At 62.5% G+C, this 21,045-nt stretch carries 27 protein-coding genes and 2 pseudogenes; 18 read left to right on the forward strand and 11 right to left on the reverse strand.

Translation table 11 applies throughout. From position 1 onward, the window contains the following. Window positions 1–80 precede the first annotated feature (80 nt). Window positions 81–848, forward strand: coding sequence for a meso-2,3-butanediol dehydrogenase (budC, locus tag CO669_RS18820; RefSeq protein WP_097661432.1), 768 nt, complete (start codon window positions 81–83; stop codon window positions 846–848). 22 nt (window positions 849–870) lie between these two features. Here the strand turns inward: budC and CO669_RS18825 are convergent, their stop codons facing one another. Genes CO669_RS18825 through ku form a run of 3 tightly spaced genes read right to left on the reverse strand, consistent with a single transcriptional unit; the run spans window position 871 to window position 2,799 of the window. Further along, window positions 871–1,548, reverse strand: a complete 678-nt coding sequence (locus tag CO669_RS18825) for an HAD family hydrolase (protein WP_097661433.1) — start codon at window positions 1,546–1,548, stop codon at window positions 871–873. A gap of 34 nt (window positions 1,549–1,582) precedes the next feature. Further along, window positions 1,583–1,870 carry a hypothetical protein gene (locus tag CO669_RS18830; protein WP_097661434.1) on the reverse strand — a complete coding sequence of 96 codons (288 nt, stop codon included), beginning with the start codon at window positions 1,868–1,870 and terminating at the stop codon, window positions 1,583–1,585. A gap of 2 nt (window positions 1,871–1,872) precedes the next feature. Further along, window positions 1,873–2,799 (reverse strand): non-homologous end joining protein Ku, encoded by a 927-nt coding sequence (ku, locus tag CO669_RS18835; protein WP_097661435.1) that lies wholly within the window; start codon window positions 2,797–2,799, stop codon window positions 1,873–1,875. 219 nt (window positions 2,800–3,018) lie between these two features. On the opposite strand from ku, the gene CO669_RS18840 reads away from it, so the two are divergent. Then, a complete protein-coding gene (locus CO669_RS18840; protein ID WP_097661436.1) occupies window positions 3,019–3,948 on the forward strand; it encodes a 3'-5' exonuclease in 930 nt (309 codons plus the stop codon). Between the two features lie 31 nt (window positions 3,949–3,979). On the opposite strand, the gene CO669_RS18845 is transcribed toward CO669_RS18840, so the two are convergent. Next, a complete protein-coding gene (locus CO669_RS18845; RefSeq protein WP_097661470.1) occupies window positions 3,980–4,165 on the reverse strand; it encodes a DUF3606 domain-containing protein in 186 nt (61 codons plus the stop codon). 109 nt (window positions 4,166–4,274) lie between these two features. Here CO669_RS18845 and ligD (CO669_RS18850) point away from each other — a divergent pair, with 109 nt between their 5' ends. Next, on the forward strand, window positions 4,275–5,195 hold the full coding sequence (gene ligD, locus CO669_RS18850) for a non-homologous end-joining DNA ligase (protein ID WP_097661437.1): 921 nt from the start codon (window positions 4,275–4,277) through the stop codon (window positions 5,193–5,195). A gap of 203 nt (window positions 5,196–5,398) precedes the next feature. Here ligD (CO669_RS18850) and CO669_RS18855 read toward each other — a convergent pair whose 3' ends face one another. The 4 genes and pseudogenes from CO669_RS18855 to CO669_RS18870 all read right to left on the reverse strand — a co-directional run bounded on the left by CO669_RS18855 (window position 5,399) and on the right by CO669_RS18870 (window position 7,357). Continuing rightward, window positions 5,399–5,875 carry a hypothetical protein gene (locus CO669_RS18855; protein WP_245444371.1) on the reverse strand — a complete coding sequence of 159 codons (477 nt, stop codon included), beginning with the start codon at window positions 5,873–5,875 and terminating at the stop codon, window positions 5,399–5,401. Further along, window positions 5,872–6,219, reverse strand: a complete 348-nt coding sequence (locus CO669_RS18860; RefSeq protein ID WP_097661438.1) for a DUF3147 family protein — start codon at window positions 6,217–6,219, stop codon at window positions 5,872–5,874. Before CO669_RS18860 ends, CO669_RS18855 begins: the two co-directional genes overlap by 4 nt. Next, complete coding sequence (locus CO669_RS18865; protein WP_198964094.1) at window positions 6,216–6,821, reverse strand: cupin domain-containing protein; 606 nt, start codon at window positions 6,819–6,821, stop codon at window positions 6,216–6,218. The genes CO669_RS18860 and CO669_RS18865 overlap by 4 nt, the downstream gene beginning before the upstream one ends. Continuing rightward, window positions 6,808–7,357, reverse strand: a pseudogene (locus CO669_RS18870) (phosphatase PAP2 family protein). Before CO669_RS18870 ends, CO669_RS18865 begins: the two are co-directional and overlap by 14 nt. A 104-nt stretch (window positions 7,358–7,461) precedes the next feature. On the opposite strand from CO669_RS18870, the gene CO669_RS18875 reads away from it, so the two are divergent. The 7 genes from CO669_RS18875 (at window position 7,462) to CO669_RS18905 (ending at window position 11,408) form a co-directional block, all read left to right on the forward strand. Next, window positions 7,462–7,776: a SemiSWEET family sugar transporter gene (locus CO669_RS18875; RefSeq protein ID WP_245444373.1), complete on the forward strand. Its 315-nt coding sequence runs from the start codon at window positions 7,462–7,464 to the stop codon at window positions 7,774–7,776. A 100-nt stretch (window positions 7,777–7,876) separates the two neighbouring features. Continuing rightward, window positions 7,877–9,028, forward strand: a complete 1,152-nt coding sequence (locus CO669_RS18880) for a YihY/virulence factor BrkB family protein (RefSeq protein WP_097661440.1) — start codon at window positions 7,877–7,879, stop codon at window positions 9,026–9,028. Beyond that, entirely contained in the window at window positions 9,025–9,438 is a 414-nt protein-coding gene (locus CO669_RS18885; protein WP_245444377.1) for an MOSC domain-containing protein, read from the forward strand. The genes CO669_RS18880 and CO669_RS18885 overlap by 4 nt, the downstream gene beginning before the upstream one ends. Before the next feature lie 17 nt (window positions 9,439–9,455). Further along, a complete protein-coding gene (locus tag CO669_RS18890; RefSeq protein WP_097661472.1) occupies window positions 9,456–10,091 on the forward strand; it encodes a cysteine hydrolase family protein in 636 nt (211 codons plus the stop codon). 91 nt (window positions 10,092–10,182) lie between these two features. Then, a complete protein-coding gene (locus CO669_RS18895; RefSeq protein ID WP_245444379.1) occupies window positions 10,183–10,401 on the forward strand; it encodes a hypothetical protein in 219 nt (72 codons plus the stop codon). 64 nt (window positions 10,402–10,465) lie between these two features. After that, on the forward strand, window positions 10,466–10,969 hold the full coding sequence (locus tag CO669_RS18900; RefSeq protein ID WP_097661441.1) for a YciE/YciF ferroxidase family protein: 504 nt from the start codon (window positions 10,466–10,468) through the stop codon (window positions 10,967–10,969). A gap of 184 nt (window positions 10,970–11,153) precedes the next feature. Next, entirely contained in the window at window positions 11,154–11,408 is a 255-nt protein-coding gene (locus CO669_RS18905) for a response regulator (RefSeq protein WP_097661442.1), read from the forward strand. A 45-nt stretch (window positions 11,409–11,453) separates the two neighbouring features. Here CO669_RS18905 and CO669_RS18910 read toward each other — a convergent pair whose 3' ends face one another. Together CO669_RS18910 and CO669_RS18915 are read right to left on the reverse strand one after the other, a co-directional pair. Further along, complete coding sequence (locus CO669_RS18910) at window positions 11,454–11,741, reverse strand: hypothetical protein (RefSeq protein ID WP_097661443.1); 288 nt, start codon at window positions 11,739–11,741, stop codon at window positions 11,454–11,456. Between the two features lie 312 nt (window positions 11,742–12,053). Further along, window positions 12,054–12,839 (reverse strand): SDR family NAD(P)-dependent oxidoreductase, encoded by a 786-nt coding sequence (locus CO669_RS18915; RefSeq protein ID WP_097661444.1) that lies wholly within the window; start codon window positions 12,837–12,839, stop codon window positions 12,054–12,056. 120 nt (window positions 12,840–12,959) lie between these two features. On the opposite strand from CO669_RS18915, the gene CO669_RS18920 reads away from it, so the two are divergent. From CO669_RS18920 to ligD (CO669_RS18955), 8 genes and pseudogenes are all read left to right on the forward strand, one after another. Then, window positions 12,960–14,138: a zinc-dependent alcohol dehydrogenase gene (locus CO669_RS18920; protein WP_097661445.1), complete on the forward strand. Its 1,179-nt coding sequence runs from the start codon at window positions 12,960–12,962 to the stop codon at window positions 14,136–14,138. Beyond that, window positions 14,135–15,247 carry a DUF305 domain-containing protein gene (locus CO669_RS18925; protein WP_097661446.1) on the forward strand — a complete coding sequence of 371 codons (1,113 nt, stop codon included), beginning with the start codon at window positions 14,135–14,137 and terminating at the stop codon, window positions 15,245–15,247. The genes CO669_RS18920 and CO669_RS18925 overlap by 4 nt, the downstream gene beginning before the upstream one ends. 572 nt (window positions 15,248–15,819) lie before the next feature. After that, the gene (locus CO669_RS18930) at window positions 15,820–16,026 is read left to right on the forward strand and encodes a DUF6496 domain-containing protein (protein ID WP_097661447.1); all 207 of its coding nucleotides are present in this window, start codon (window positions 15,820–15,822) and stop codon (window positions 16,024–16,026) included. A gap of 25 nt (window positions 16,027–16,051) precedes the next feature. Then, entirely contained in the window at window positions 16,052–16,573 is a 522-nt protein-coding gene (locus tag CO669_RS18935; protein WP_097661448.1) for an inorganic diphosphatase, read from the forward strand. Window positions 16,574–16,697: 124 nt separating this feature from the next. After that, complete coding sequence (locus CO669_RS18940) at window positions 16,698–16,910, forward strand: hypothetical protein (RefSeq protein WP_245444381.1); 213 nt, start codon at window positions 16,698–16,700, stop codon at window positions 16,908–16,910. Next, window positions 16,911–18,598 (forward strand): annotated as a pseudogene (locus tag CO669_RS18945) (PHP domain-containing protein). Next, window positions 18,598–19,161, forward strand: a complete 564-nt coding sequence (locus CO669_RS18950) for an MOSC domain-containing protein (protein ID WP_097661450.1) — start codon at window positions 18,598–18,600, stop codon at window positions 19,159–19,161. The pseudogene CO669_RS18945 and the gene CO669_RS18950 overlap by 1 nt, the downstream one beginning before the upstream one ends. A gap of 12 nt (window positions 19,162–19,173) precedes the next feature. Further along, window positions 19,174–20,121 (forward strand): non-homologous end-joining DNA ligase, encoded by a 948-nt coding sequence (ligD, locus tag CO669_RS18955; RefSeq protein WP_097661451.1) that lies wholly within the window; start codon window positions 19,174–19,176, stop codon window positions 20,119–20,121. Between the two features lie 28 nt (window positions 20,122–20,149). On the opposite strand, the gene rnhB is transcribed toward ligD (CO669_RS18955), so the two are convergent. Then, a complete protein-coding gene (gene rnhB, locus CO669_RS18960) occupies window positions 20,150–20,974 on the reverse strand; it encodes a ribonuclease HII (protein WP_097661452.1) in 825 nt (274 codons plus the stop codon). Window positions 20,975–21,045 lie beyond the last annotated feature (71 nt).

Consider the following 21,045-nt stretch of genomic DNA (forward strand, 5'->3'; position numbering starts at 1 on the left):
TGAAAAGCTGGATCGGGCTGGAATTAGGACCCGGCCGTCGCGACGACGGTTATGAAGATTAAAGAGCAGGAGAGTTTCGCATGACCGACAGGTTCCAAGGCAAGGTCGTCATCGTCACGGGAGCGGCTTCAGGTATCGGAGAAGCGACGGCGCGCCGCTTTGTCGCGGAGGGCGCGAAAGTGGCGATGATTGACCGCGATGAAGCCTCACTCGAAAAGGTGGCCAAGAGTCTGCCTGCCGACCAAGTCATGGTTCAGACGGCCGACGTGTCGGATTCTCGTGCCGTCGATGGAATGGTCGCGGCCGTCGCCGGCCGCTTCGGGCGGTTGGACGTGATCGTGAACAATGCCGGCGTCCATGAAGGCGGAGATCCGGCTTCGATCACCGACGAGAAATGGCGGAAGGTGATGTCGACTGACATCGATGGTGTGTTCTATGGCTGCCGCGCGGCGCTGCCTCATCTCGAAAAGACCAGTGGCTCGATCGTGAACACCGCGTCGGTCTCGGGGACCGGCGGCGATTGGGGTATGAGCCCCTACAACGCGGCGAAGGGCGCCGTCGTCAATCTAACGCGTGCCCTCGCTCTGGACCTCGGCAAGAAGGGCATCCGCGTGAACGCGGTTTGTCCCAGCCTGACGCGTACGGGAATGACGGAAGACATGATGGACGACAAGAAGCTGCTGGCGAAGTTCGCCGAGCGGATTCCGTTAGGCCGCGTCTGCGAACCGCAGGAAGTCGCCGCGGTAATCGCGTTCCTGGCGAGCGACGACGCGAGCTTCATGACCGGCGCCAACGTCGCGGTGGACGGGGGCGTGTCCGCCTCTAATGGACAACCGGCCCAGGAATAGCCCCCAAGCGTCGTCCGCCGTCCTACTTAGCGAGCGCTGTGTCGTCAAAACGTGCGTAGAGGGTGCTCGGTCCTGGGTACACTTCGACGCACCCGGCCTCCCGCAGCGAGTATTCGGTGAACCCGCCACAGAGGACGCCGAGGGTCGGGATTCCGGCTTTGCGGGCCGCGACGGCGTCGTACGGCGTGTCGCCGATCGCGACCGCTTCGGCTCCTTCGATGCCGAGCTTCTTTAGCACGACCTCGAAGATGTCCGGGGCCGGCTTGGATTCGTCGACGTCTTCCGCTGACGTCGCGACGTCTGCCAGACCTGAGATGGCCGCGATGTCGAGATACTTCTTCAGTTCGTCCTTCTTCGCGGAGGAAGCTACGGCGATGCGGAGACCGGTCTCGCGGGCGCGCTGCAGAAGTTCCGGAACCGCCGAGAAGGGGCGGACAAGCGGCAGATAAGTCGACTTGAACCGATTGCCGCGCCACTCCTCTAGATCTTTGCCGTGTTCTCTCTGCTGTTGCTCGGACAGAAACACCGGGATGAGCTTGTCGCCGCCTTTCCCGATCTGGCTACGCACCTGCTCGAAAGTGACGTCGTGACCGAACTTGACCATCGCTTCCTGCCAGGCCAGCGCGTGGAGATCGACCGAGTCCAGAAGCGTGCCGTCGAGATCGAAAATGGCTGCTTTAGGCAATTCGAGATCCTCCATGATCCTGACGATCCAGCGACGCGCACCACTCCGCCTAGGGCGTGTTCTTCACCATGCGCCGGTTGAGGTCCGGAGCCCCGTCGTCCCACCAGACGGGACCGCGTTCACCCAGCGCGCGCTTGGCGTCGTCGACGGCTCGACGCGCGGTGGATTCCGTATCCAGATCCGACGACTTGCTCGCGTCTCGGATCGCTCTCCTCGCTGTCATCAGGCGAGACACCCGATCGCCGCGCTCGACTTCCCCAAGGTTCGGGTTCGCCATCCGCCAGAGACGGCCACGGACGACAAAGTAGCGCCCGTCCGGTGTCACCGGATGTCGCACACTCAGGCCGATTTCCGCCGGGCCCCGGCCGACGGCTTCTTCGCCGCCGCTTCCTTCGGCTTCTTGCCCTCGATCGGCATCAGCATTTCCTTCTGTCCGGCCGCCACCTTCTTCGACTTCTTGGCCGGCTTCTTTGAAGTCCTGGTCTCGGCGGCCGCGCCGCCAACGCTCTTGCGCAGCGCGTCCATCAGGTCCACGACGTTCTCGCCGCGCGGGCGCTCCGTCGGCCTGATCGGCTTGCCAGCGCGCTTTTGGTTGATGAGGTCGATGAGGGCGGTTTCGTACTGGTCCTCGAATTTGTCCGGCTCGAAGCGGCCCGCCTTCTGGTTGACGATGTGCCTGGCGAGGTCGAGCATGTCCTTGGTGATTTTGACGTCTTGGATCTCGTCGAAATACTCCGCGGGATCGCGGACCTCATAGGGATAGCGCAGCAGGGTGCCTGTCAGGCCTTTGTCTCGCGGTTCGAGCGCGATGATGTGTTCGCGGTTGGTAAGCACCACGCGTCCGATGGCGACCTTGTCCACCTCACGGATGGTCTCGCGGATCACCGCGAAGGCGTCGTGCCCCACCTTTCCGTCGGGCCTTAGATAATAGGGGCGGATCAGGTAGCGCGGATCGATGTCGGACCTGTCGACGAACTCGTCAATATCGATGGTGCGAGTGGACTCCAGTGCGACTTCCTCGAGTTCTTCCTTGGTGACCTCGATGAACTGGTCCTTCTCGATCTGGTAGCCCTTGACGATGTCCTCGTTGGGGACCTCGTCACCGGTGTCGGCGTCGACCTTGAGGTACTTGATGCGGTGGCCGGTCTGCCGGTTTAGCTGGTTGAACGAGATCTTCTCGCTCTCCGAGGTCGCCGGGTAGAGCGCCACCGGGCAGGTGACGAGGGACAGACGAAGGAAGCCTTTCCAGTTGGCGCGAGGGGCCATGAACGCGGAACTCCAGAACAGGGGTGTTCGAACTCAAGACGAATGAGGCGTGCCGGTTCCGACAATTATATGGGCTAGGTCGAGAAGAAAAAGCCGATCAGGCCGCTTGCCGGGGCGGACCGCCCGCAGCAGGGCCAGATCGGGCGAAACACCGCGAAAACACCGTGAATCGCCTGCATTCCCGGTACCTCAGGCTGAGCAGTCTCGGTATGATGCGGCATGACCGCGCTGCCGCAGCCCCTTCGCGAAGAGACGTTTTCGAATCCATTGGATCTAGCGGCGATGGCCGAGGCGCTGGCCCGGTCGCCCGACTACCGGGTCCTGCGGCGCCTGGTCACCCGACCCCCGTACACGCCGACCGTCGGGCCGGAGATCCGGACCGCCATCCTTCTCGACACCGAGACCACCGGGCTCGATCATCGCACGGATGAGATCATCGAGCTCGGCATGGTCAAGCTCGACTACTCCGCAGAGGGGCGGATCGTCGGCATCCGGGACATGTTTTCGTCCTTCAACGAGCCGTCCACCCCGATCCCGCCCGAGGTCACGGCGATCACCGGCATCACCGACGAGATGGTGGCGGGCCACAGGTTCGACGACGCAGCTATCGCGGCCTTCGTCGACGACGCGGTCGTCGTCATCGCGCACAACAGCGGCTTCGACAGGAAATTCGCGGAGCGCTACTGGCCGGTGTTCGAGCATCGGGCATGGGCCTGCAGCGTGACCGAGGTCGACTGGCGGGCGCACGGTTTCGCGGGTGCCCAGCTCGGCTACCTGCTTAACGGCGCCGGCTACTTCCACCAGGCTCACCGGGCCGTCGACGACTGCCACGCCCTGCTGGAAATCCTGGATTTCGTCCTGCCGACGACCGGCGCGCCGGCGCTTGCGCTTTTGCTCGAGAAGGCCCGCAAGCCGACGATGCGCGTCTGGGCGGAGCAGTCGCCTTTCGAGCTCAAGGACTCCTTGAAGCGCAGGGGCTACCGCTGGAACGACGGCAGCGATGGGAGACCCAAGGCCTGGTTCATCGACGTCGACGAAAGCGCCCTTGACGACGAGATCGTCTTCCTGCGGACCCAGATCTACACGCAGGACGTCGAGCCAACCGTGCAGAGGCTGACCGCCTTCACCCGCTTTTCCTGCAGGATCTGAGGCGGTCAGGTGTTCGACGCGCCCGAGGCGGCTACCGCCCGAGACGCTTCTCGACCTTCTTGCGGGTATTGCCGACCTTCTTGACCGCTTTCTTGACGGCGGAGGCCGAGCTTTTGGTCTTCTTGGCTTCGTAGCCGACTTCGTGCTTCTGCCCGCCAGCGACGCGGGCCCGGTCCTGCTTGCGTCCTCGCGTGGTCTTCTTCGCTGCCTTTGCCATGGTCGGCTCCTTCATTGAACGATGCCGAAGCAACGTCACAAGGATTCACTGGTTCCGGAACGATCCTACGTGTGCCATCTTGAATCACGTTCGTGCGTGGAGTTGGTTCGTGGCGTTTGCGCGTAGGAAGCCTGCCGATATCGGCGACAAGGCACCGTTTCCGGATTTCGTCGAGCCGGCCCTGGCAACCTCCATCGAGAGGGTGCCGTCCGGAGAGCGATGGATTCACGAAATCAAATTCGACGGCTACCGCGTCCAGACCCACATCCACAACGATGCCGTCAAGCTCTACACCCGCCGTGGCCACGACTGGACGCACCGCTTCAAGAAGGCCGCCCACGACGCCTGGCGCATCAAGGCGAGCTCCGCGGTCGTCGACGGCGAGATCGTCGTGCCGGCGTCCGACGGCACCACCGACTTTTCGGTCCTGCAGAACGAGCTCAAGGGCTCTTCCGACAAGATCGTGCTGGTCGCTTTCGACCTGCTCTACCTGGACGGCCGCGACCTCCGGAAGCTGCCGCTCTGGCAGCGCAAGGCCGCGCTGAAGAAGATCGTCGCCGGCACCGACGTCCAGTTCAGCGAAAGCTTTGAGATCGAGGGCGCCGAGATGTTCACCCACGCCTGCAAACTCGGGATGGAGGGGGTGGTCTCCAAGGTGCGCGACTCGACCTACCCGAAGGGGCGCAGCAACGACTGGGTCAAGAAGACCTGCGCGCAACGCGAGACGCTGACCATCGCGGGCTTCGCCCTCGACGGCACCAAGTGGGACGGGCTCTACGTCGGACGGCGAAAGGGCGACAACCTCGTCTACGCCGGAAAGGTCGACCATGGCTTCGACAAGACTTCTACCGCCGAGCTTCGGAGGCGATTGGAGCCGCTCGTCCGGAAGACGCAGGCCTTCGCGAAGCGGGTCGCGCATAAGGGCATCTGGGTGGAGCCCAAGCTGAAAGCGGAGATCGAGTACCGCGCAAAGTCGGCCGAAGGCAAGGTCCGGCACCCATTCTTCAAGGGGCTGCGCGAGGACATTTGAGAGGCGGGTGCGGCCTGAACTATCGGCGACCAACAGGCGTTTACCGACCATGTCAGACGCGTTCGACTATTTCCACGCCTACGCCGTCCGAGCTCTTTGTAAGGCGCGGTCGAGAGTTGGTGTGTGGCATTCGTCGAAGTGAGGAGATCGACGCGATCAACGCCAAGGCTTCGAGCGCGGCCTGATCGAGTATCACGGTGGTTTCAGCGACTCCGCAACATCGCGGGGCCGCTCTCTCGTCGAGTCAATCGGGTAAGGCGGACCTGCCGGCGCACGAACCAGGCGGTGACCGCCACCGTCAGCCAGGCCAGCGAAGCGCCGATGAAGGCGCCTGCGACGCTCCACTCGACGAGGAGCCAGAACACAGCGGCGAAGGCGAGCATACCGAGCGCACCCAGCGAGGCACCGGCTGCATCGAGCGCGGCGGCCTCCTGGCCTCGCCGCCTCCCCTCGAGACCTGCCTCCCGTTTACGACGGATTTCGTGCTTTTCGATCAAGGTCGCACTGGCGCAGAAGATCGCGGGTAGCGCGAGAAAGAGGCCTCCGACCGAGGCTCCGTAACGACTACTGATCAATCCCGTGAACACGGTGGCGGCGCCGCCCAGGCCGAAACGCACCAGGTATTCGTACCATCGCCCTTCCCGCAGCGATGAGAGCGAGACCTTGATCGGAAGGTTCACGTTTGACCTCCCGCGATCGCCCATACGCCGAAAGCTGCGCCCAACCAGACGACGATAGAAGCGATCGTCGCCGGTAACGCCGGCATCCCCGCACGCATGAGGAGCTGGCAGACGAGGATGCTATAGACCACCAGCGCGACCGCGCCAGCCATCATGGAAAGGCTTTGGGCCCCGGCGTAGATGGCGCCGTGTTGATGGATCGCGATGCCCAGCGTCGCGAGCGCGACCGATGGCGCCGCCCCGAAGAGGCCGGCGAAGCTCTTCGGCTTCAGCACGTCGCCCAGTATCGAGAACATCGATACGACGGCACCGCCGACCAAAAAGCGGATGAGATACTCCGTCATTTCGGCTTCTTCCAAAGCTTCTTGAGCGGCCCCGCGGCGCCATAGGCGGGATCCTTGCGCGGGACCGGTACCTTCGGAATGGTCTTCAGCGCGCGCGGACGGTCCTCGACCGCCGTGCACTCGTCGTAGGTGCCCGCCGAAGGATAGGCACCGACCACCAGGAAGTCCTTGTCCGCCGACAGGCATTGGTGACCGGTCCCCGCGGGCAGGACTACGATGTCTCCGGCCTTTAACTTGAAGATCCGTCCCTTGTTGCCGCCGAAGCGGACGCGCCCCTTGCCGCGCGCGATCCCGAGAACCTCATGTATCCTTGAATGGTAGTGAACATAGTCGTAGATGCCGTCGCGCCAGCTATCCGCCCAGCCATTGGCTTCGAACAGGTCTTCGAGCGCGGCCGCCGGGTCAAGTTGCTCATCGAACCTGACGGCGCTTCGGTAGAGCATCAGGGGCCAGCGCGGGTGGTTGGGCACAAGGCCGTCATCCCTGAAGCGGACCACGTGTGGCTTCCGCAGACGAGGTAGTTCTGAAGCCCGACGCTTGCCGGGGCGACGAAGACCGGTGGCGCGTTCGGCGTACTCCTTCAGGTTCTCAAGCAGCGGCATTATCTGTCTCCTTGGCGGGATAGCCGGTCCATGGACGAAGGGTTCGCTCGAGCGCCGCACCCATGGCAAAGCCGGCGACGACGTCACTTGTCCAGTGCGCCAGCACGACGATGCGCGTCAGACAAAGGCCCACCGACAACGCGCGGATCGCCAAACGGGGCCCCGCCCGCAGCGGTCCCGCCGCCGATGCCAGCGCCCCCATGTGCAGGGCGTGTCCCGACGGAAAGGCATCTCTGCGCTTGCCGGAAAACGAGACCCCGTGGACATGCCCCAACACCGTCCTCCGGTCCGGACGCGTCTGATCGAAGACCGACTTCAGCGCGTGCGGAAGCAGGGAAGCCGTCGCGGCAACCAGCAGGGCATGTTTGCGTGCGGGAGAGCACCCAACCCGCGGCCGCCAAGGCTAGTAGGATTTTCTCGTCGGCGCCCCAGGTCAATCCGCGGGCGGCCGTTTCCGCACGACGGCTGGTCTTGCGCGCCACCGTCCGAGCGATCCGCTCGTCGATCTTGGTCGGTTTCACGGTGAGAAGGGACATCGATCCTCTAATGTTTAATAAGAAATTCTATAACGCGCGGCCGTTCTCCAGGTGCCAAGCGTTCGCGCCGAGGAACGGCCGCTAGTCGCCCCCGTTGACGAACCATGTCCGGTTCTCTCGCTATCTATGTCGGCACCATTGCAGCTTTCCTGGCCTCGCTCTCCTACCTTCCGCAGGTGCGAAAGGCTTGGCCGCGCAATTCCACGGACGATCTCTCTCTCGGCATGCTGACGGCCTTGACGCTGGGCCTTGGCCTTTGGGCCGTGTACGGCCTGATCCGGGAGATTGGGTCATCGTGCTGGCTAACATCGTTGGCGCGACTCTTTCGGCATAGTCCTGGGCTGCAAGATACGGGATCTGTGCACTTAAGGCCGAGGTCGCAACATCTGCACGTTAGTGTCGTCGTCCGGTCCGAATGAAAGTCTTGTGGCCGATTTTCTGCCGCTGAATACGAAAACGACGGATCTCTCGATCAGGAATTCAAACCCTCGCGGTGAGATTGAAGTCGGAGAGGATGTGATGGCAGAACCCGCACAGATTGGGACCAGACGCCCGGATGGCAGCGGATGGAGCCTGGCGGCAGCGCTAGGTTTGATGGCCGCAGCATTTCTGTGGGATCGCATCGCACCGCCCGACCGGGTCGCCCATTCGGAAAAGGACGAAGCATTCCCCGAAAACGGAGAAGCCGACAGACACGCTTCGCCCGCCGAACTGGCGACTGAAGGCGAAAATCGCGGACGCCAGGCGAGTTCGCCCACCGAGATCCCGGCACGGGGATGGAAGGACATCCTCTGGCGGGTCTACGGCAACATCGGCGAGCACCGCGTGCTCGCGCTCGCCGCCGGTATGACATACTACAGCCTGCTCGCCATTTTCCCTGCCATCGCGGCGCTCGTCGCCATCTACGGTCTGTTCTCCGACCCGGGCAGTATCGCCAAGCACCTCGACGACGTTTCGGGCTTCATTCCCGGGGGCGCCGTTGAAGTGGCGCGCGAGCAATTGACGCGCGTCGCAACGAAGGGTGACCGGACCCTTGGCTTCACTTTCGCAATCGGGCTTGCAATCTCGCTCTGGAGCGCGAATGCCGCCATGAAGTCGTTGTTCGACACGCTGAACATCGTCTACGGCGAGCAGGAGAAACGAGGTTTCTTCAAGCTGAATGCGATGTCCCTCGGGTTCACCATCGGCGCGATCGCCTTCGTCGTGGCCGCGCTTGGCGCTGTCGTCGTGATCCCCTTGGTGTTGCAGTACATCGGATTGCCCAATGCGGCGGACCTGCTTGTCAGGATCGGACGCTGGCCTGCACTCTTCGTGGCTCTGGCCTTCGCCCTCGCCTGCATCTACAGGTTCGGCCCCAGCCGCCAGGCGCCGCGGTGGAGGTGGATCACGTGGGGTAGCGCGGCTGCGGCCCTGCTCTGGCTCGCAGCATCCGGCCTGTTTTCCTTCTACGCCGCGAACTTCGGCACCTTCAATGCTACCTATGGGTCCTTGGGCGCGGTCATCGGCTTCATGACGTGGCTCTGGATCTCGGCCATCGTGATCCTGCTCGGAGCCGAGCTCAACGCGGAAATGGAGCATCAAACGGCGCGTGACACCACGACTGGACACCCTAAGCCGCTCGGCGTCAGAGGGGCCAAGATGGCGGACACCGTGGGAGCCCCCCGATCTTGAGGCAGACCGTCGAGGGCGCGGTCGTCGAAGTGGCTGCCGGCAGCGAACACCGCTTCAGCAAGCCGGTGCAGGACGGCATTATCACCACGGCCGGCCTGGAGCTTGAAAAGCTAACGCTCGGCACGCGTATCGGACTCGGCCCTACCGCGGTCGTCGAGCTGACCGGCCTGCGGACGCCTTGCGTGCTCATTGACCGTTTCAGGACTGGCCTAAAGAGACAGGTCGTGTCGTCGGCGAAACGAGCCCTGCATTCAGATGCGGCGTCCTGGGCGTGGTGCGAGCTGGCGGTCAGGTCACGGCCGGCGACCGTGCGCGCGCCATCCTGCCCGACGGATGTCAGAAGCGGCTTCCTTCGCTTTAGCCATCGGCGAGCCGGAGGAACCAAGCCTCTGCACCTCCGTTGGAGCTGACTTTTGAGGACAGGTCCATGACGAAACGTGACGACCTCCGCTACGGCGATCCCCGGAATGCTGTCCATCTCTGCGTCGACATGCAGCGAATGTTCACGGGAGGCACGGATTGGACGATGCCATGGTTGCCGCGCGTCCTGCCGAACGTCGTCGCAATCACCTCGGCCCATCCCGAGCGGACAATCTTCACGCGCTTCATTCCGGCCCAAAGCCCAGGCCAGGGCGCCGGCACGTGGCGACAGTACTACAAACGCTGGAGTTCGATGACTATCGACAAGCTCGGGCCAGAAATGGTGGATCTAGTACCGGAACTCGCCCGCTTCGTGCCGCCCGCGCGCACGTTCGACAAGTACGTCTATTCGCCCTGGACAGGGAGCGCGCTTCACGCGCAACTTCGCGAATCCGGGGTCGAAACGGTCGTCGTCACAGGCGGCGAAACCGACGTCTGCGTCCTCGCGACCGTCTTGGGAGCGGTCGACTGGGGTTTCCGCGTGATCCTCGTCGCCGATGCGCTTTGCAGCTCGGCAGACGAGACGCATGATTCCATGATGAACATCTACATGAACCGGTTCGGCCAGCAGGTGGAATGCGTCACGACCGAAACGCTTCTCGACAACTGGCCGGCCGACAGCCGGGCCAAGCTCATCTCATGAACCATTCCTACGTCGTGCAGATCCTCGTTCCAACGGAACCGGCAAGGGCGCGCCGGTTTCCAAGGAATGGTTCGACAAATTCCTGCAAGAGATGACCGACAAGTTCGGCGGCGCGACCAGCTACGTCCGCGCCCCGGCACAGGGCCTGTGGGGCAGCGGCGACACGACCGAGCGCGACGACATCGCGGTCGTCGAGGTCATCGCCGCGAAGCTCGCACCTGAGTTTTGGCGATCCCTCCGCGAACGGATCGAGCGAGAGCTCTCGCAGGAAGAAATCATCATCCGCGCCCAGGAAATCATCCCGCTCTGAAATCCTTGGGAACCGTCCTCAGGCGCCGCAAGTTTTCCTGTTGGATCCAACCAGGAGGAAAGCCATGGGATTCTTCACTAAGGACATCAAGACACTGAACGACCTCTTCGTGCACACGCTCAAGGACATCTACTACGCGGAGCAACAGATAGAGAAGAACCTGCCCGACATGATCGAGAAGGCGACCGACCCCGGGCTCAAAAACGGCTTCCAGACGCATCTTTCCGAAACCAAGGGGCAGATCACCCGTCTCGAAAACGTCTTCCAGATGCACGGCGTGGAAGTCCAAGGAGTCGACTGTCCGGCGATCGACGGTATCCTCGAGGAAGCGAGCGAAGTCGCCGGCGACGTCGACGACAAGCAGGTGCTCGACGCTGCCCTGATCGCGGCGGCCCAGGCAGTGGAGCACTACGAAATCACGCGCTACGGCACCCTAATCGCTTGGGCGAAGAAGCTGGGTCGGGACGACTGCGCGTCGGTCCTGCAGCAGAACCTCGACGAGGAGAAGGCAACGGACGAGAAGCTCAACACGATGGCGCTGCGCAGCGTGAACGAGAAGGCCGCGTAGCGGCGACCAAATGCGAAGGGCCGTTTGCGTCGTCGGATGGCCCTTTTCCATGCTAGTCCCTGCCTGCCTCAGCGTGATCTCAAGCCTCGCAGTATCCCATCGGACAATCCTTTGCGGCGGTGCCGTCGAGGCGCTAGACACCCGGCTAGGGAACTCGAATGCAGGTTTCCCGCAGGATAGCCACATGAAACGTTCGCTTGCCGTATTGCAGGTCGAGGACGAGGTGCTCATCAGGATGGCGCTAGACATGCTCGATGAGCTCCGCCATCGCGTGGCCGGTGAGGCCGGAGACATCGAGAGTGCGCCGTCATTCGCGAAGACGGCCGAATACGATCTCGCCATCCTCGACATCAATCTGCACGGCCGCTATGTCGATCCGGTCTCGCTCGATGAACTAAGCCTCACGATCGGCAAGATATTCGAAGGATCAGCGGCATAGCGCGGCCCAAGTGGCAGTTAACGCACTTGCCACTCGGCGTCGTCATCACTTCTGGTCAGGCTTCTTGGCAGGGGGGCCGCTCTTGTTGCCGGGCAGACCCTTGACGTTGGACGTGTCCTGCTGCTGGGCCGTCGAATTCGTGCTGCTAGAAAGGCCAACTGTGTCTCCCGGCTTGGCAGCGGGTCCATTTTTATTTCCCAGTTGTCCGGCTATTCCCGTCCCTGAGTTTTGCGCGCTCGGGGCACCGGAGGCGTTGGGCTGTGTGGTTTGGGCCGCCGCCGCGGAGGCCGAGAGAACGACCGCGACTGCAATCACACTTGCGATGAATTTCATGGCGATCCTCCGAACTGTATGTGGAGCGTGCAGGTAACCTGCCGCGTGCAGCTAACGTACGGCCTCTCAAGCGCGTTCCTTGTCGCCACCGCAACCGTCAAAAATTCGACAATGCAGCCGGTGGGGACTGGTCCATCCAATTCAACGGCGGTCCGCATAGGAGGAACCGTCTGTCCAGGACCATGCGGGCCGCCGAACTCCGCGAGCAGCCTTTCGATTGCACTCCGGACATCTTCGCAATGACCCTTCGCGCGCCTCGCGAAGGCCGCGACGCCGAAATGACCACTAAGAACTTGCGGTCGGATTTTCACCCTAGTTTTCGGCTGTTCCAGGCTCCGCCATCTTGCGATGCTGCTTCGCGAGCACTTCGTTTGGCAGGATGTTGGCCACGGCGGATTGGATCTTGTTCTTCATGCCGGTCACGACATCACTCTCGCCGTTGAGCAGCGCCTTGTATCCTGTCTGGGCGACCATAGCTGCGTCGTCCTTTTCTTCCGTGCCAACCTTCGTATCGAGCATGTCGGCGCGGCGGAAAAACTCGGTCTCCGTGGCGCCCGGCATCAGGCACGTGACCGTGACGCCCGTTTCCTTTAGCTCTTCGCGCAGCGCGAAGGACAAAGAATTCAGGTAAGCCTTGGAGGCGTTGTAGACCGCCTGAAAGCTGCCGGGAGTGAAGCCGGCGATCGATCCGGTGATCAGAATGCGTCCCTCGTTGCAATTGCGCATCTCCCGGCCGACCTTGTGAACAAGATACGTCGTGCCGAGAACGTTCGTGTCGATGACCGCGCGTATCTTGACGAAGTCCTGGTCGAGGAAGCTATCGCCGAGGCCGCGGCCGGCGTTCGCCATCAAGATATCGATGGGGCGCCCCTCTGCCGCGGCAACCACCTTGTCGACGCCTTCGATGGTTGCGAGGTCGGCGTTCAGAGCAAAGACGTTTCCTGCGCCCCTCTCCTGCCTGAGGAGACTCGCTGCATCTTCGATGGCGGCCTCGTTTGCAGCGATGAGGAGATCATAGCCGTCGCGCGCGCAGCAGCGCGCCAGTTCGAGCCCAATGCCGGTCGACGCTCCGGTTACGACGGCAAATTTTCCGGTCATGGCAACGCTCCAATGGTTCGATTAAATCGCCTAATCACTTGCGGGATTAGGCGTTCCAAAAGGAACATCGGCGGGTCCGCGAAATTTGTCTTTCCCAGAACCAAGAAAGATGAGGACCACATGAAGGCGCTGACCTGGAACGGGAAGAACGACATCCGCTGCGAGAGCGTTCCGGATCCCAAGATCGAACACGATCGAGACGCCATCATCAAGGTGACGGCCTGCGCCATCTGCGGCTCCGACCTCCACCTCTTCGACGGGATCATGCCGAGCATGGAAAAGGGCGATGTCTTGGGCCATGAAACCATGGGCGAAGTGGTAGAGGTCGGCAAAGGCAACAGCAAGCTGAAGGTCGGCGACCGTGTGGTGGTCCCCTTCACCATTTCCTGCGGCGAATGCTTCTTCTGCAAGAACGGCTTCTATTCGGGTTGCGAACGATCCAATCCTAATGCCAAACAGGCCGAGAAGATGTGGGGCCACTCCCCGGCGGGCCTGTTCGGATATTCTCACATGCTGGGCGGCTTTGCCGGCGGACAGGCCGAGTATATGCGCGTCCCCTACGCCGACGTCGGCCCTTACAAGGTTTCGGAGGGTCTGACCGACGAGCAGGTGTTGTTTTTGTCCGACATCTTCCCCACGGGCTACATGGCGGCGGATTTCTGCAATCTCAAGGGCGGCGAGACCGTCGCCATCTGGGGGTGCGGACCGGTCGGTCAGTTCGCCATCAAGAGCGCTTTTCTGCTCGGCGCAGAGCGCGTGATCGCCATTGACACGGTGCCGGAGCGTCTGGCACTCGCGAAGGCGTCCGGTGCGATCACCCTGGACTTCATGCAAGAGGATATCTACGACCGCATCCAGGACCTGACGCAGGGCCGCGGCGCGGACGCCTGCATCGACGCGGTCGGCACGGAGCCCGCGACCGGCTCCGGTTTCGACGCGGTCGTGGACAGGATCAAGGTCGCCACCTTCATGGGTACGGACCGCCCCCACGTCCTGCGGCAGGCAATCCATTGCTGTCGGAACTTCGGGACCGTATCGATCGTCGGCGTCTACGGCGGCATGTTGGACAACATGCCGATGGGCAGCGCCATCAATCGCGGCCTGACCTTCCGGATGGCCCAAACGCCCGTGCAGCATTACCTGCCGAAGCTGATGGAGCGCATCGAAAGGGGCGAGATTGATCCGTCTTTCGTCATCACCCATCGGGCGACGCTGGAGGAGGGGCCGGAACTCTACAAGACCTTCCGCGCCAAAAAGGACGGCTGCATCAAGGTCGTTATGAAGCCATTCGGCGCATGACGCCTGCGAAGTCGCGCTGGCTGGCGGCCGCCCAACTCGGTCTCGTCAGCAGCACATTCTCCACTCTTCTCAGCCAGGTGACGGCATCGCAACTCGGCCGCGACGCCTTGGTCGATTGGATGACTGTTGCTGCAATTCCGGCTCGCGACGGTATCATCTCTTCCGATCCGACCGCCGCCGCAATCGCCGCCGGGATCGCCTTTCATCAGTGGGCCGACTTCTCATGGGCACTGGTCTTTTTTGGCTTGCTCGGCCGCTGGACAGCGCGGCTGGCGCCGGTCGTCCTGGCCGCCCTCGCCCTCCCGTGGGCCTTTTTGACCTCGGCCACCGAATGGTTCGTGCTAGTCCCCCTATTCCCGTTCTGGCAGCCTATCTTCACGCTCCAGCAACCCTACTGGATCGGCTTTCTGGTCCACCTGTCGTCAGCCGCAATCTATCCTCTGTTCGCCTGGCTCCGCTGGCCGATCGGCCGTGCTCCGTCGACCACCGCGGTACGCTTCGCGCGATATTGGGCGGCGGGGGCCGCTGTTGCATTTGTCGCGTCGTCCGCCTTGGGAACGGCGCAAGCGTTGTCTGTATCGCTACCTCTAGTCAGCGCAAGTCCGGACCAGGATCGGCGCTATATCCGCCACATGGTGGCGCATCACGACCAAGGCGTCGAACTTGCGCGGCTGGCCGTTACGCGCGCCCACGCGCCGCACCTGCGCGCTTTGGCGGCTCTGATGGTCGCTTCGCAATCTGGAGAGAACCGCATCTTCGCAAGTTGGTGGGACGGCTGGTTCGACGATCCGATGCCGATCTGTTCGAGCGAGGAACTTGCGGCAATGCCGGGATATCTGACGGCCGACCAGATTGAGGAAGCGCGCAACGCGCCCGATGCCGCGTTTGACGCCGTCTTCGTCCGGCTGATGAGTCGCCATCATGCCGGCGCGGTCCTTATGGCGGATGCCGAATGGCGGTCATCGGGCGATCCCCGGCTTCGTCTTATGGCGCACGCCATACGGCACGAACAGCAGGGAGAGGTCGCGCTGATGAACCGGGCTCAAGGAATAGAGGCCGTGCGACAAGCGACCCGCAACATGTTCGCGAACAACCTTGGCACAAGGTGAGCCAACGGCCTGTTTTGCAGTCGATGGTAGAATAAGCTCACATTTAACCCGGCATTCTCGGGTTCTACGTCAACGGCGTGAGGAGCCGCGAATGACTTCTCGCTGATTCATGCGGTGATCGCAATTAAAGTCAAGAGTCCGCCAATTAGCTCGGCTTGGTGTTCGCGTATGCATGCGCGGCGCCCAAAGCATTTTCGATTCAAGCTGACGGCTTGTCGCCCCCACGCAACAATCCAGTCCTCGATACCGTCCTAGTCTTCCTCGGCGTCAAGAAGCCTACTACGTGCGTGGGATCGGCCAGTTTTCCGATATCTAAGGGGAGTTAGGTGCGACGCATCAATGACGTCCTCCAAGCGATCAACCGTGAAACACTTGGCAGCGTTCCTACGCCGGCCTGCCGAACAATGTGTTTGGGAGACGGATCGTCTGATCGGGTATTTTGGAACTTGCCCCCGCCGGCATGATTGTTCGATGCGACGGAACCGAACGAACGGGTGCGGGAGTTATTGCTTCTCAGGTCGGTGGGCCAACTGGGAGCGTAGTTTGTCGTCTCACTCGGAAAGAGAAAACACATGGCAAAGAAGGCCAAGAAGAAGCGTCGCTACGCAAAGAGCTCCGGCTCGGACGTTAAGAGCGAGATGCGACGATACAAGAAAGGGGCCGCCAAAAGCGGCCGTGGCGGAAAGGACAGTAAGGTAAAAAGCAAGAAGCAGGCAATCGCGATCGGTCTTTCCAAGGCTCGCAAGAAGGGCAAAAAAGTCCCCAAGAAAAAGAAGTAATGGGGCCCATACTGGTTTTGGATGCATGGCGAATTTTCTCAAGCTGCCGACTTGGGCGGACGCGGACACAGACTTGGCGAACTGCGTCGTGGAGACGCCGCGCGGTAGCACCTGCAAACTGGACTGGGATCCCAAACTGAAGGTCTTCACGCTGGCTAAACCGCTGATGGCCGGGCTCACCTATCCGTACGACTGGGGGTTCATCCCTTCCACCAAGGCCGAGGACGGCGATCCGGTCGATGTCCTGATAATTCACGAATCCCGGACTTATCCCGGCGTCGTGCTGCGCTGTCGCCCGGTCGGCGTGCTCGAGGTGCTGCAGAGAACCAAGGGAAAGGAAGAGCGCAACGATCGCGTGTTCGCTGTGCCCGACCGCTCGCCGCATGAGACCGATTTAAAGGACATCCGGAAGCTCCCCGCTCGAGCGGTCGAGGAACTCGAAAATTTCTTCCGAGCAACTGTCGCGCTCGAAAAGAAGGAGCTCGAATTTCTAGGCTGGCACGGACCGGGCCACGCGATCAAAACGATCAAGCAGCACTCGAAATGATGGCTTGCCATGCTCGGACGGCGATCGAACCATAGACGAGAGTTAGCGTTTACAGCCTATCATGTCGGACGCATTTGACTACTTTCGAGCCTACGCGGTCCGAGCTCTCTGCAAAGCGAGATCCATGCCGCGGGGCAAGATGAAGCATCTGCAACTGGTGGCCGGCCGGATCTACAATCTCCTCAAGAAGGAGGCTGCCTACGGCCCCAATGTCCAGCACCTTGAGGACTTTCGCGCAGCCCAGAAGCTCGAGGCCTCTCTCGATCGCCGGCCAAGTGACCGCTCCGGCGGTCGCCTTGCGGCGGCGCCGCAAAGCTCGGACCGGGAGACTGGCTGAATGCCTTCGCTAGACGCGCGCGGTGTGGCAAGTCTTCTGCGAGAGTACGCGCAGCGCACCGCCTTGCGAGGCGGCAATCCCTACCGGGCGAAAGCGTACTCTCGGGCCGCCGCCAGCTTAGCGGCCCTAGCCGTTCCTCTGGACGTGCTCGTCGCCGAAGATCGACTTACTGAGATCCCGGGCATCGGCGATGCTATTGCCGACATCATCACCAAGGTTCACAAGACGGGCAGTCATCCCAGCCTCGAAAAGCTGCGGAAGGAGATTCCCGCGGGCGTGCTCGAGATGCTCGCTGTGCCCGGACTTCGTCCGGAGAAGGTGCTGCGCCTGTACAAGGATCTCGGCATCGGCTCGCTCTCGGAGTTGGAGGCCGCCGCCAAGGATGATCGCATCAAGAAGGCGAAAGGACTCGGCGCCGCGCTGCAGACCAAGATCCTGCAGAACCTCGCGATCGCCAAAAGCGGCGAAGGCCGCCTCCACCTGCACCGCGCTGCCGCGCTGCCGCGCTGCTCGCGCATGCGAAGGACTCGATCCGCAAGTCCCGCCCCGAACTCAAGCGTGTGACGATCGCCGGCGATTTCCGCCGCGGCTGCGAACTCGTCGGCGATCTCGAGATCGTTGCGGAGGCTGCCAAGCCGGACAAGACATCGACGCCGTCGGCCGACGGGCTGCAAATCCGAGTATCCGACCGCAAGCACTTCGGCGCCGCCCTTCTCTTCGCCACCGGCTCCGCCGGCCACATCGAGCAGCTCCAAGCCTTGGCCGCTGAGAAGCGTCTGCGGTTAGGCGGCGACGGCTTGCACAAGGGCCGCATGCTGATCGCCGGCGAGGAGGCCGAGATCTACCGCGCCCTCGGTCTGCCCTTCATCGATCCTGAGCTTCGGGAGGGGCGCGGCGAGATCGAGGCGGCTCTGAAAGGCAAGCTCCCGAAGCTCGTCACCGACCAGGACCTGCGCGGCATCCTTCACTGCCACACCGATGCCTCCGACGGCACCGAGACGTTGGAGACCATGGCTAAGGCCACGCGCCAGCGGGGCTTCGAGTATTTCGGCGTGGCGGACCATTCCAAGTCTGCCCACTATGCCGGCGGTCTCTCCGTTGAGGAGATCGCGCAGCAGCACCGGGAAGCCGATCGACTGAACAAACGCTTCGGCAAGGACTTCCGGATACTCAAAGGTATCGAGTCCGACATCTTAGCGGACGGGTCGCTCGACTATGACGACGACGTTCTGGAGCGCTTCGATTTCGTGGTCGCCAGCATCCATGGGCGCTTCAAGCTGGATCGCAAGGCGCAGACGCAGCGCCTGCTTCGGGCCATTTCCGACCATCAGACCACCATCATCGGCCACATGACGGGGCGACAGCTCCAGCGGCGGCCGGGCTACGAAATCGACGTCGAGAAGGTGCTGCGGGCGTGCGCCAAGCACGACGTTGTGGTCGAGATTAACGCCCACCCATGGCGGCTCGACCTGGACTGGCGCTGGCACCGAGCCGCCCTCGAATTTGGCTGCATGCTGAGCATCAATCCGGACGCGCACTCGATTCCAGAGCTTGACCACATGCACTGGGGCGTCGTGATGGCCCGCAAGGGCGGTGTCCCGGCCGAGCGGGTTCTGAACGCGATGACGTTTGCGGAGATCACGCGCTACTTCCGCCAAAAGCGGCGCTCGCTCGCCCGCGCCGCTTGATGCCGCAGAAGCACGAATTCTCATTGCGGGGAAGGGTGGTGGCGGTCGCCGCCGATCGCGGGCACCACTTCAGGAAACCAACTCAGGAGCGCATAACCCTGGTGAAAGGCCACGGCGTCGAAGGCGACGCCCACGCCGGCCCGTTCGTCCGGCACCGCTATTTGGCACGCCGCCAGCCCTGCCTGCCCAATCTCCGGCAGGTCCACCTGATCCCATTGGAACTCTTCCCGTCTCTCCTCGAAGCTGGCTTCGAGGTTGGCGCCGGCGACCTCGGCGAGAACGTCACCACCGCCGGATTAAACCTCGAACGGATGCCGCTCGGGACTCTGATCGAGCTCGGGCGCTCCGCGGTCGTCGAGCTGACGGGCCTCCGGACGCCCTGCGTCCTTCTTGACCGCTTCCAAGCAGGCCTCAAGCGGCAGGTGCTCTCGTCGGCGGAAACGGGCCCTCCGTTCAAATCCGGGGTACTAGGCGTGGTACGGGCCGGCGGGACGGTCGCGGCTGATGATATCGCGCGGGTTCGCGTCCCGTCTTCCCCGTTTCGGCCTCTGCCGGCCCTGTAGCGAGCCCCTGCCATGGCACGAAAATCAACCCTACCTCAACGCCTGCAGCCCATGCTGGCCACCCTAACCGATTCACCGTTCGACGATCCCGATTGGATATTCGAGGACAAGTTCGATGGTTTTCGTATGGTCGCGGAAATCCGGCGTGGACGGGTCGCGCTATACAGCCGTAATGGGAAGATCATCAGCCACTCCTACGTGGAGGTCGCGAAGGCGCTTGAGGGCGTGAAGGCGGATGCCGTGATCGATGGCGAGCTCGTCGCGATCGGCAAAGACGGCGTCTCTCATTTCCAGTTGCTCCAGAACGCCCTGCGCCATGAGGCCAAGCTTCTGTACTGCGCGTTCGATCTCATGTTCGCGGACGGCGAGGACCTACGCGCGCTGCCGCTCCTTGAGCGCAAGAAGCGGCTCAAGGCCATCCTGCCGCGCCATAAGCTGATCGCATTCAGCAACCACCGCAAAGGCAAGGGAACGAAGTTCTTCGCAGAAGCCGAGCGGAGGCACCTCGAAGGCATCATGGCCAAGCGCGCCGACAGCCCGTACGCGTCCGGACGCCGGACCGCCAATTGGCTGAAGGTAAAAACGGCGCAGCGGCAGGAGGTCGTGATCGCCGGCTTCACGGCGCCGAGGCGAACCCGGCCCTTCTTCGGCGCTCTCGCGCTGGCGGTGCGGGAAAATGGCGGATGGCGGTACATCGGCCACGTTGGCACCGGCTTCAGCCACCAGGTTCTCGAAGAGCTTCACGGCAAGCTCCTGAAGCTCAAGACGGCCAAGTCCCCCTTTTCCGCCAAGGTGAAGGATGCGGAGGTCACGACCTGGGTGCGTCCTTCGTTGGTCGCAGAGGTGAAGTTCGCGGAGTGGATCAGCAAGGGAGAGCTGCGCCAGCCAGTCTATCTCGGCCTGCGGTCCGACAAAAAGGCCAAGGACGTCGTTCGCGAAAAGAGTTGGTCGCGGGAATAGTGCCGTCTAGACCAAGTAATCGACCTGTTCAGCCGGCGGCTCGCTCGGATGCAGAAGGCCACGGCGGCAGGGGCGGCAACCCGAGAGTCTTGCGTACTGGTCCGAACGACCGACGGTGAGCTGCGCATGCGCCGAGCCTGGCAAGAGCTTCATAGTGAGCCGGCACGGGGTAGCCTTTGTGATCCGCGAAGCCGTAGCCAGGGTGACGCGCGTCGAGGGTCCGCATGACGATGTCGCGCTCGACTTTCGCGAGGATCGACGCCGCAGCGATGCTGGCTGACTTGGCATCGCCCTTAATGATGGCCTGCTGAGGGATGTCGATCTCCTTCAATCGCTTGGCGTCGATCAGCAAGTGTTGCGGCGTCAATCCCAGCCCCCGGACCGCACGCTGCATGGCCTGGATGCCAGCCCAATAGATGTTGATCGCGTCGATCTCCTCGACCTCTACGAACGCCACACACCAACTCTCTGCCTTTGCCTTGATCTCCTTCGCGAGTTCTTCGCGAGCCGCGGCGTCGAGCTTCTTCGAGTCATCGATCCCGACGATCCGCGTGCCGGGTTTCAGAATCACCGCGCCCGCGGATACTGGCCCCGCAAGAGGGCTCATTCCGGCCTCGTCCACGCCTGCCACGGCATGAAGGCCGCATTCCCAGAGAGAGGTCTCGAAGCGCAGCATCTTGCGGAGGCGCTGCCCCTCGGACCTGTTTTCGAAGCGCCTCTTATCGATCGAAGCCAGGATCGCGCGGGCTCCCGCGCGAGCGTCAGCCCGCAGGATCTGCTCGACGCTGGCCTCGAGCGGTCGTTTCTCGACGACATAGCGCTGACGCAATACATCGAGCGAATATTGGGACATAGCGGACCTTCGCACAGACTAATTGGGAAAGCGTGTCCGTAAACTTTGTGGCGATTGTCTGAAGCTCGGCC

The sequence above is a fragment of the Bradyrhizobium sp. Y36 genome (genome assembly GCF_002531575.1).
Classification (GTDB): Bacteria; Pseudomonadota; Alphaproteobacteria; order Rhizobiales; family Xanthobacteraceae; genus Bradyrhizobium.

Bases quoted from the DNA above. Each gene is read 5' to 3' on its own strand.
- rnhB (WP_097661452.1), bottom strand. From the start codon at position 20,974: ATGTCCCAATATTCGCTCGATGTATTGCGTCAGCGCTATGTCGTCGAG.
- CO669_RS18925 (WP_097661446.1), top strand. From the start codon at position 14,135: ATGACGCCTGCGAAGTCGCGCTGGCTGGCGGCCGCCCAACTCGGTCTC.
- CO669_RS18845 (WP_097661470.1), bottom strand. From the start codon at position 4,165: ATGGCAAAGGCAGCGAAGAAGACCACGCGAGGACGCAAGCAGGACCGG.
- CO669_RS18905 (WP_097661442.1), top strand. From the start codon at position 11,154: ATGAAACGTTCGCTTGCCGTATTGCAGGTCGAGGACGAGGTGCTCATC.
- CO669_RS18860 (WP_097661438.1), bottom strand. From the start codon at position 6,219: ATGACGGAGTATCTCATCCGCTTTTTGGTCGGCGGTGCCGTCGTATCG.
- CO669_RS18935 (WP_097661448.1), top strand. From the start codon at position 16,052: ATGGCGAATTTTCTCAAGCTGCCGACTTGGGCGGACGCGGACACAGAC.
- CO669_RS18915 (WP_097661444.1), bottom strand. From the start codon at position 12,839: ATGACCGGAAAATTTGCCGTCGTAACCGGAGCGTCGACCGGCATTGGG.
- CO669_RS18840 (WP_097661436.1), top strand. From the start codon at position 3,019: ATGACCGCGCTGCCGCAGCCCCTTCGCGAAGAGACGTTTTCGAATCCA.
- CO669_RS18825 (WP_097661433.1), bottom strand. From the start codon at position 1,548: ATGGAGGATCTCGAATTGCCTAAAGCAGCCATTTTCGATCTCGACGGC.
- budC (WP_097661432.1), top strand. From the start codon at position 81: ATGACCGACAGGTTCCAAGGCAAGGTCGTCATCGTCACGGGAGCGGCT.
- CO669_RS18900 (WP_097661441.1), top strand. From the start codon at position 10,466: ATGGGATTCTTCACTAAGGACATCAAGACACTGAACGACCTCTTCGTG.
- CO669_RS18865 (WP_198964094.1), bottom strand. From the start codon at position 6,821: ATGCCGCTGCTTGAGAACCTGAAGGAGTACGCCGAACGCGCCACCGGT.
- CO669_RS18890 (WP_097661472.1), top strand. From the start codon at position 9,456: ATGACGAAACGTGACGACCTCCGCTACGGCGATCCCCGGAATGCTGTC.
- CO669_RS18895 (WP_245444379.1), top strand. From the start codon at position 10,183: ATGACCGACAAGTTCGGCGGCGCGACCAGCTACGTCCGCGCCCCGGCA.
- CO669_RS18950 (WP_097661450.1), top strand. From the start codon at position 18,598: ATGCCGCAGAAGCACGAATTCTCATTGCGGGGAAGGGTGGTGGCGGTC.
- CO669_RS18875 (WP_245444373.1), top strand. From the start codon at position 7,462: ATGTCCGGTTCTCTCGCTATCTATGTCGGCACCATTGCAGCTTTCCTG.
- CO669_RS18940 (WP_245444381.1), top strand. From the start codon at position 16,698: ATGCCGCGGGGCAAGATGAAGCATCTGCAACTGGTGGCCGGCCGGATC.
- ku (WP_097661435.1), bottom strand. From the start codon at position 2,799: ATGGCCCCTCGCGCCAACTGGAAAGGCTTCCTTCGTCTGTCCCTCGTC.
- ligD (WP_097661451.1), top strand. From the start codon at position 19,174: ATGGCACGAAAATCAACCCTACCTCAACGCCTGCAGCCCATGCTGGCC.
- CO669_RS18910 (WP_097661443.1), bottom strand. From the start codon at position 11,741: ATGAAATTCATCGCAAGTGTGATTGCAGTCGCGGTCGTTCTCTCGGCC.
- CO669_RS18930 (WP_097661447.1), top strand. From the start codon at position 15,820: ATGGCAAAGAAGGCCAAGAAGAAGCGTCGCTACGCAAAGAGCTCCGGC.
- CO669_RS18920 (WP_097661445.1), top strand. From the start codon at position 12,960: ATGAAGGCGCTGACCTGGAACGGGAAGAACGACATCCGCTGCGAGAGC.
- CO669_RS18880 (WP_097661440.1), top strand. From the start codon at position 7,877: ATGGCAGAACCCGCACAGATTGGGACCAGACGCCCGGATGGCAGCGGA.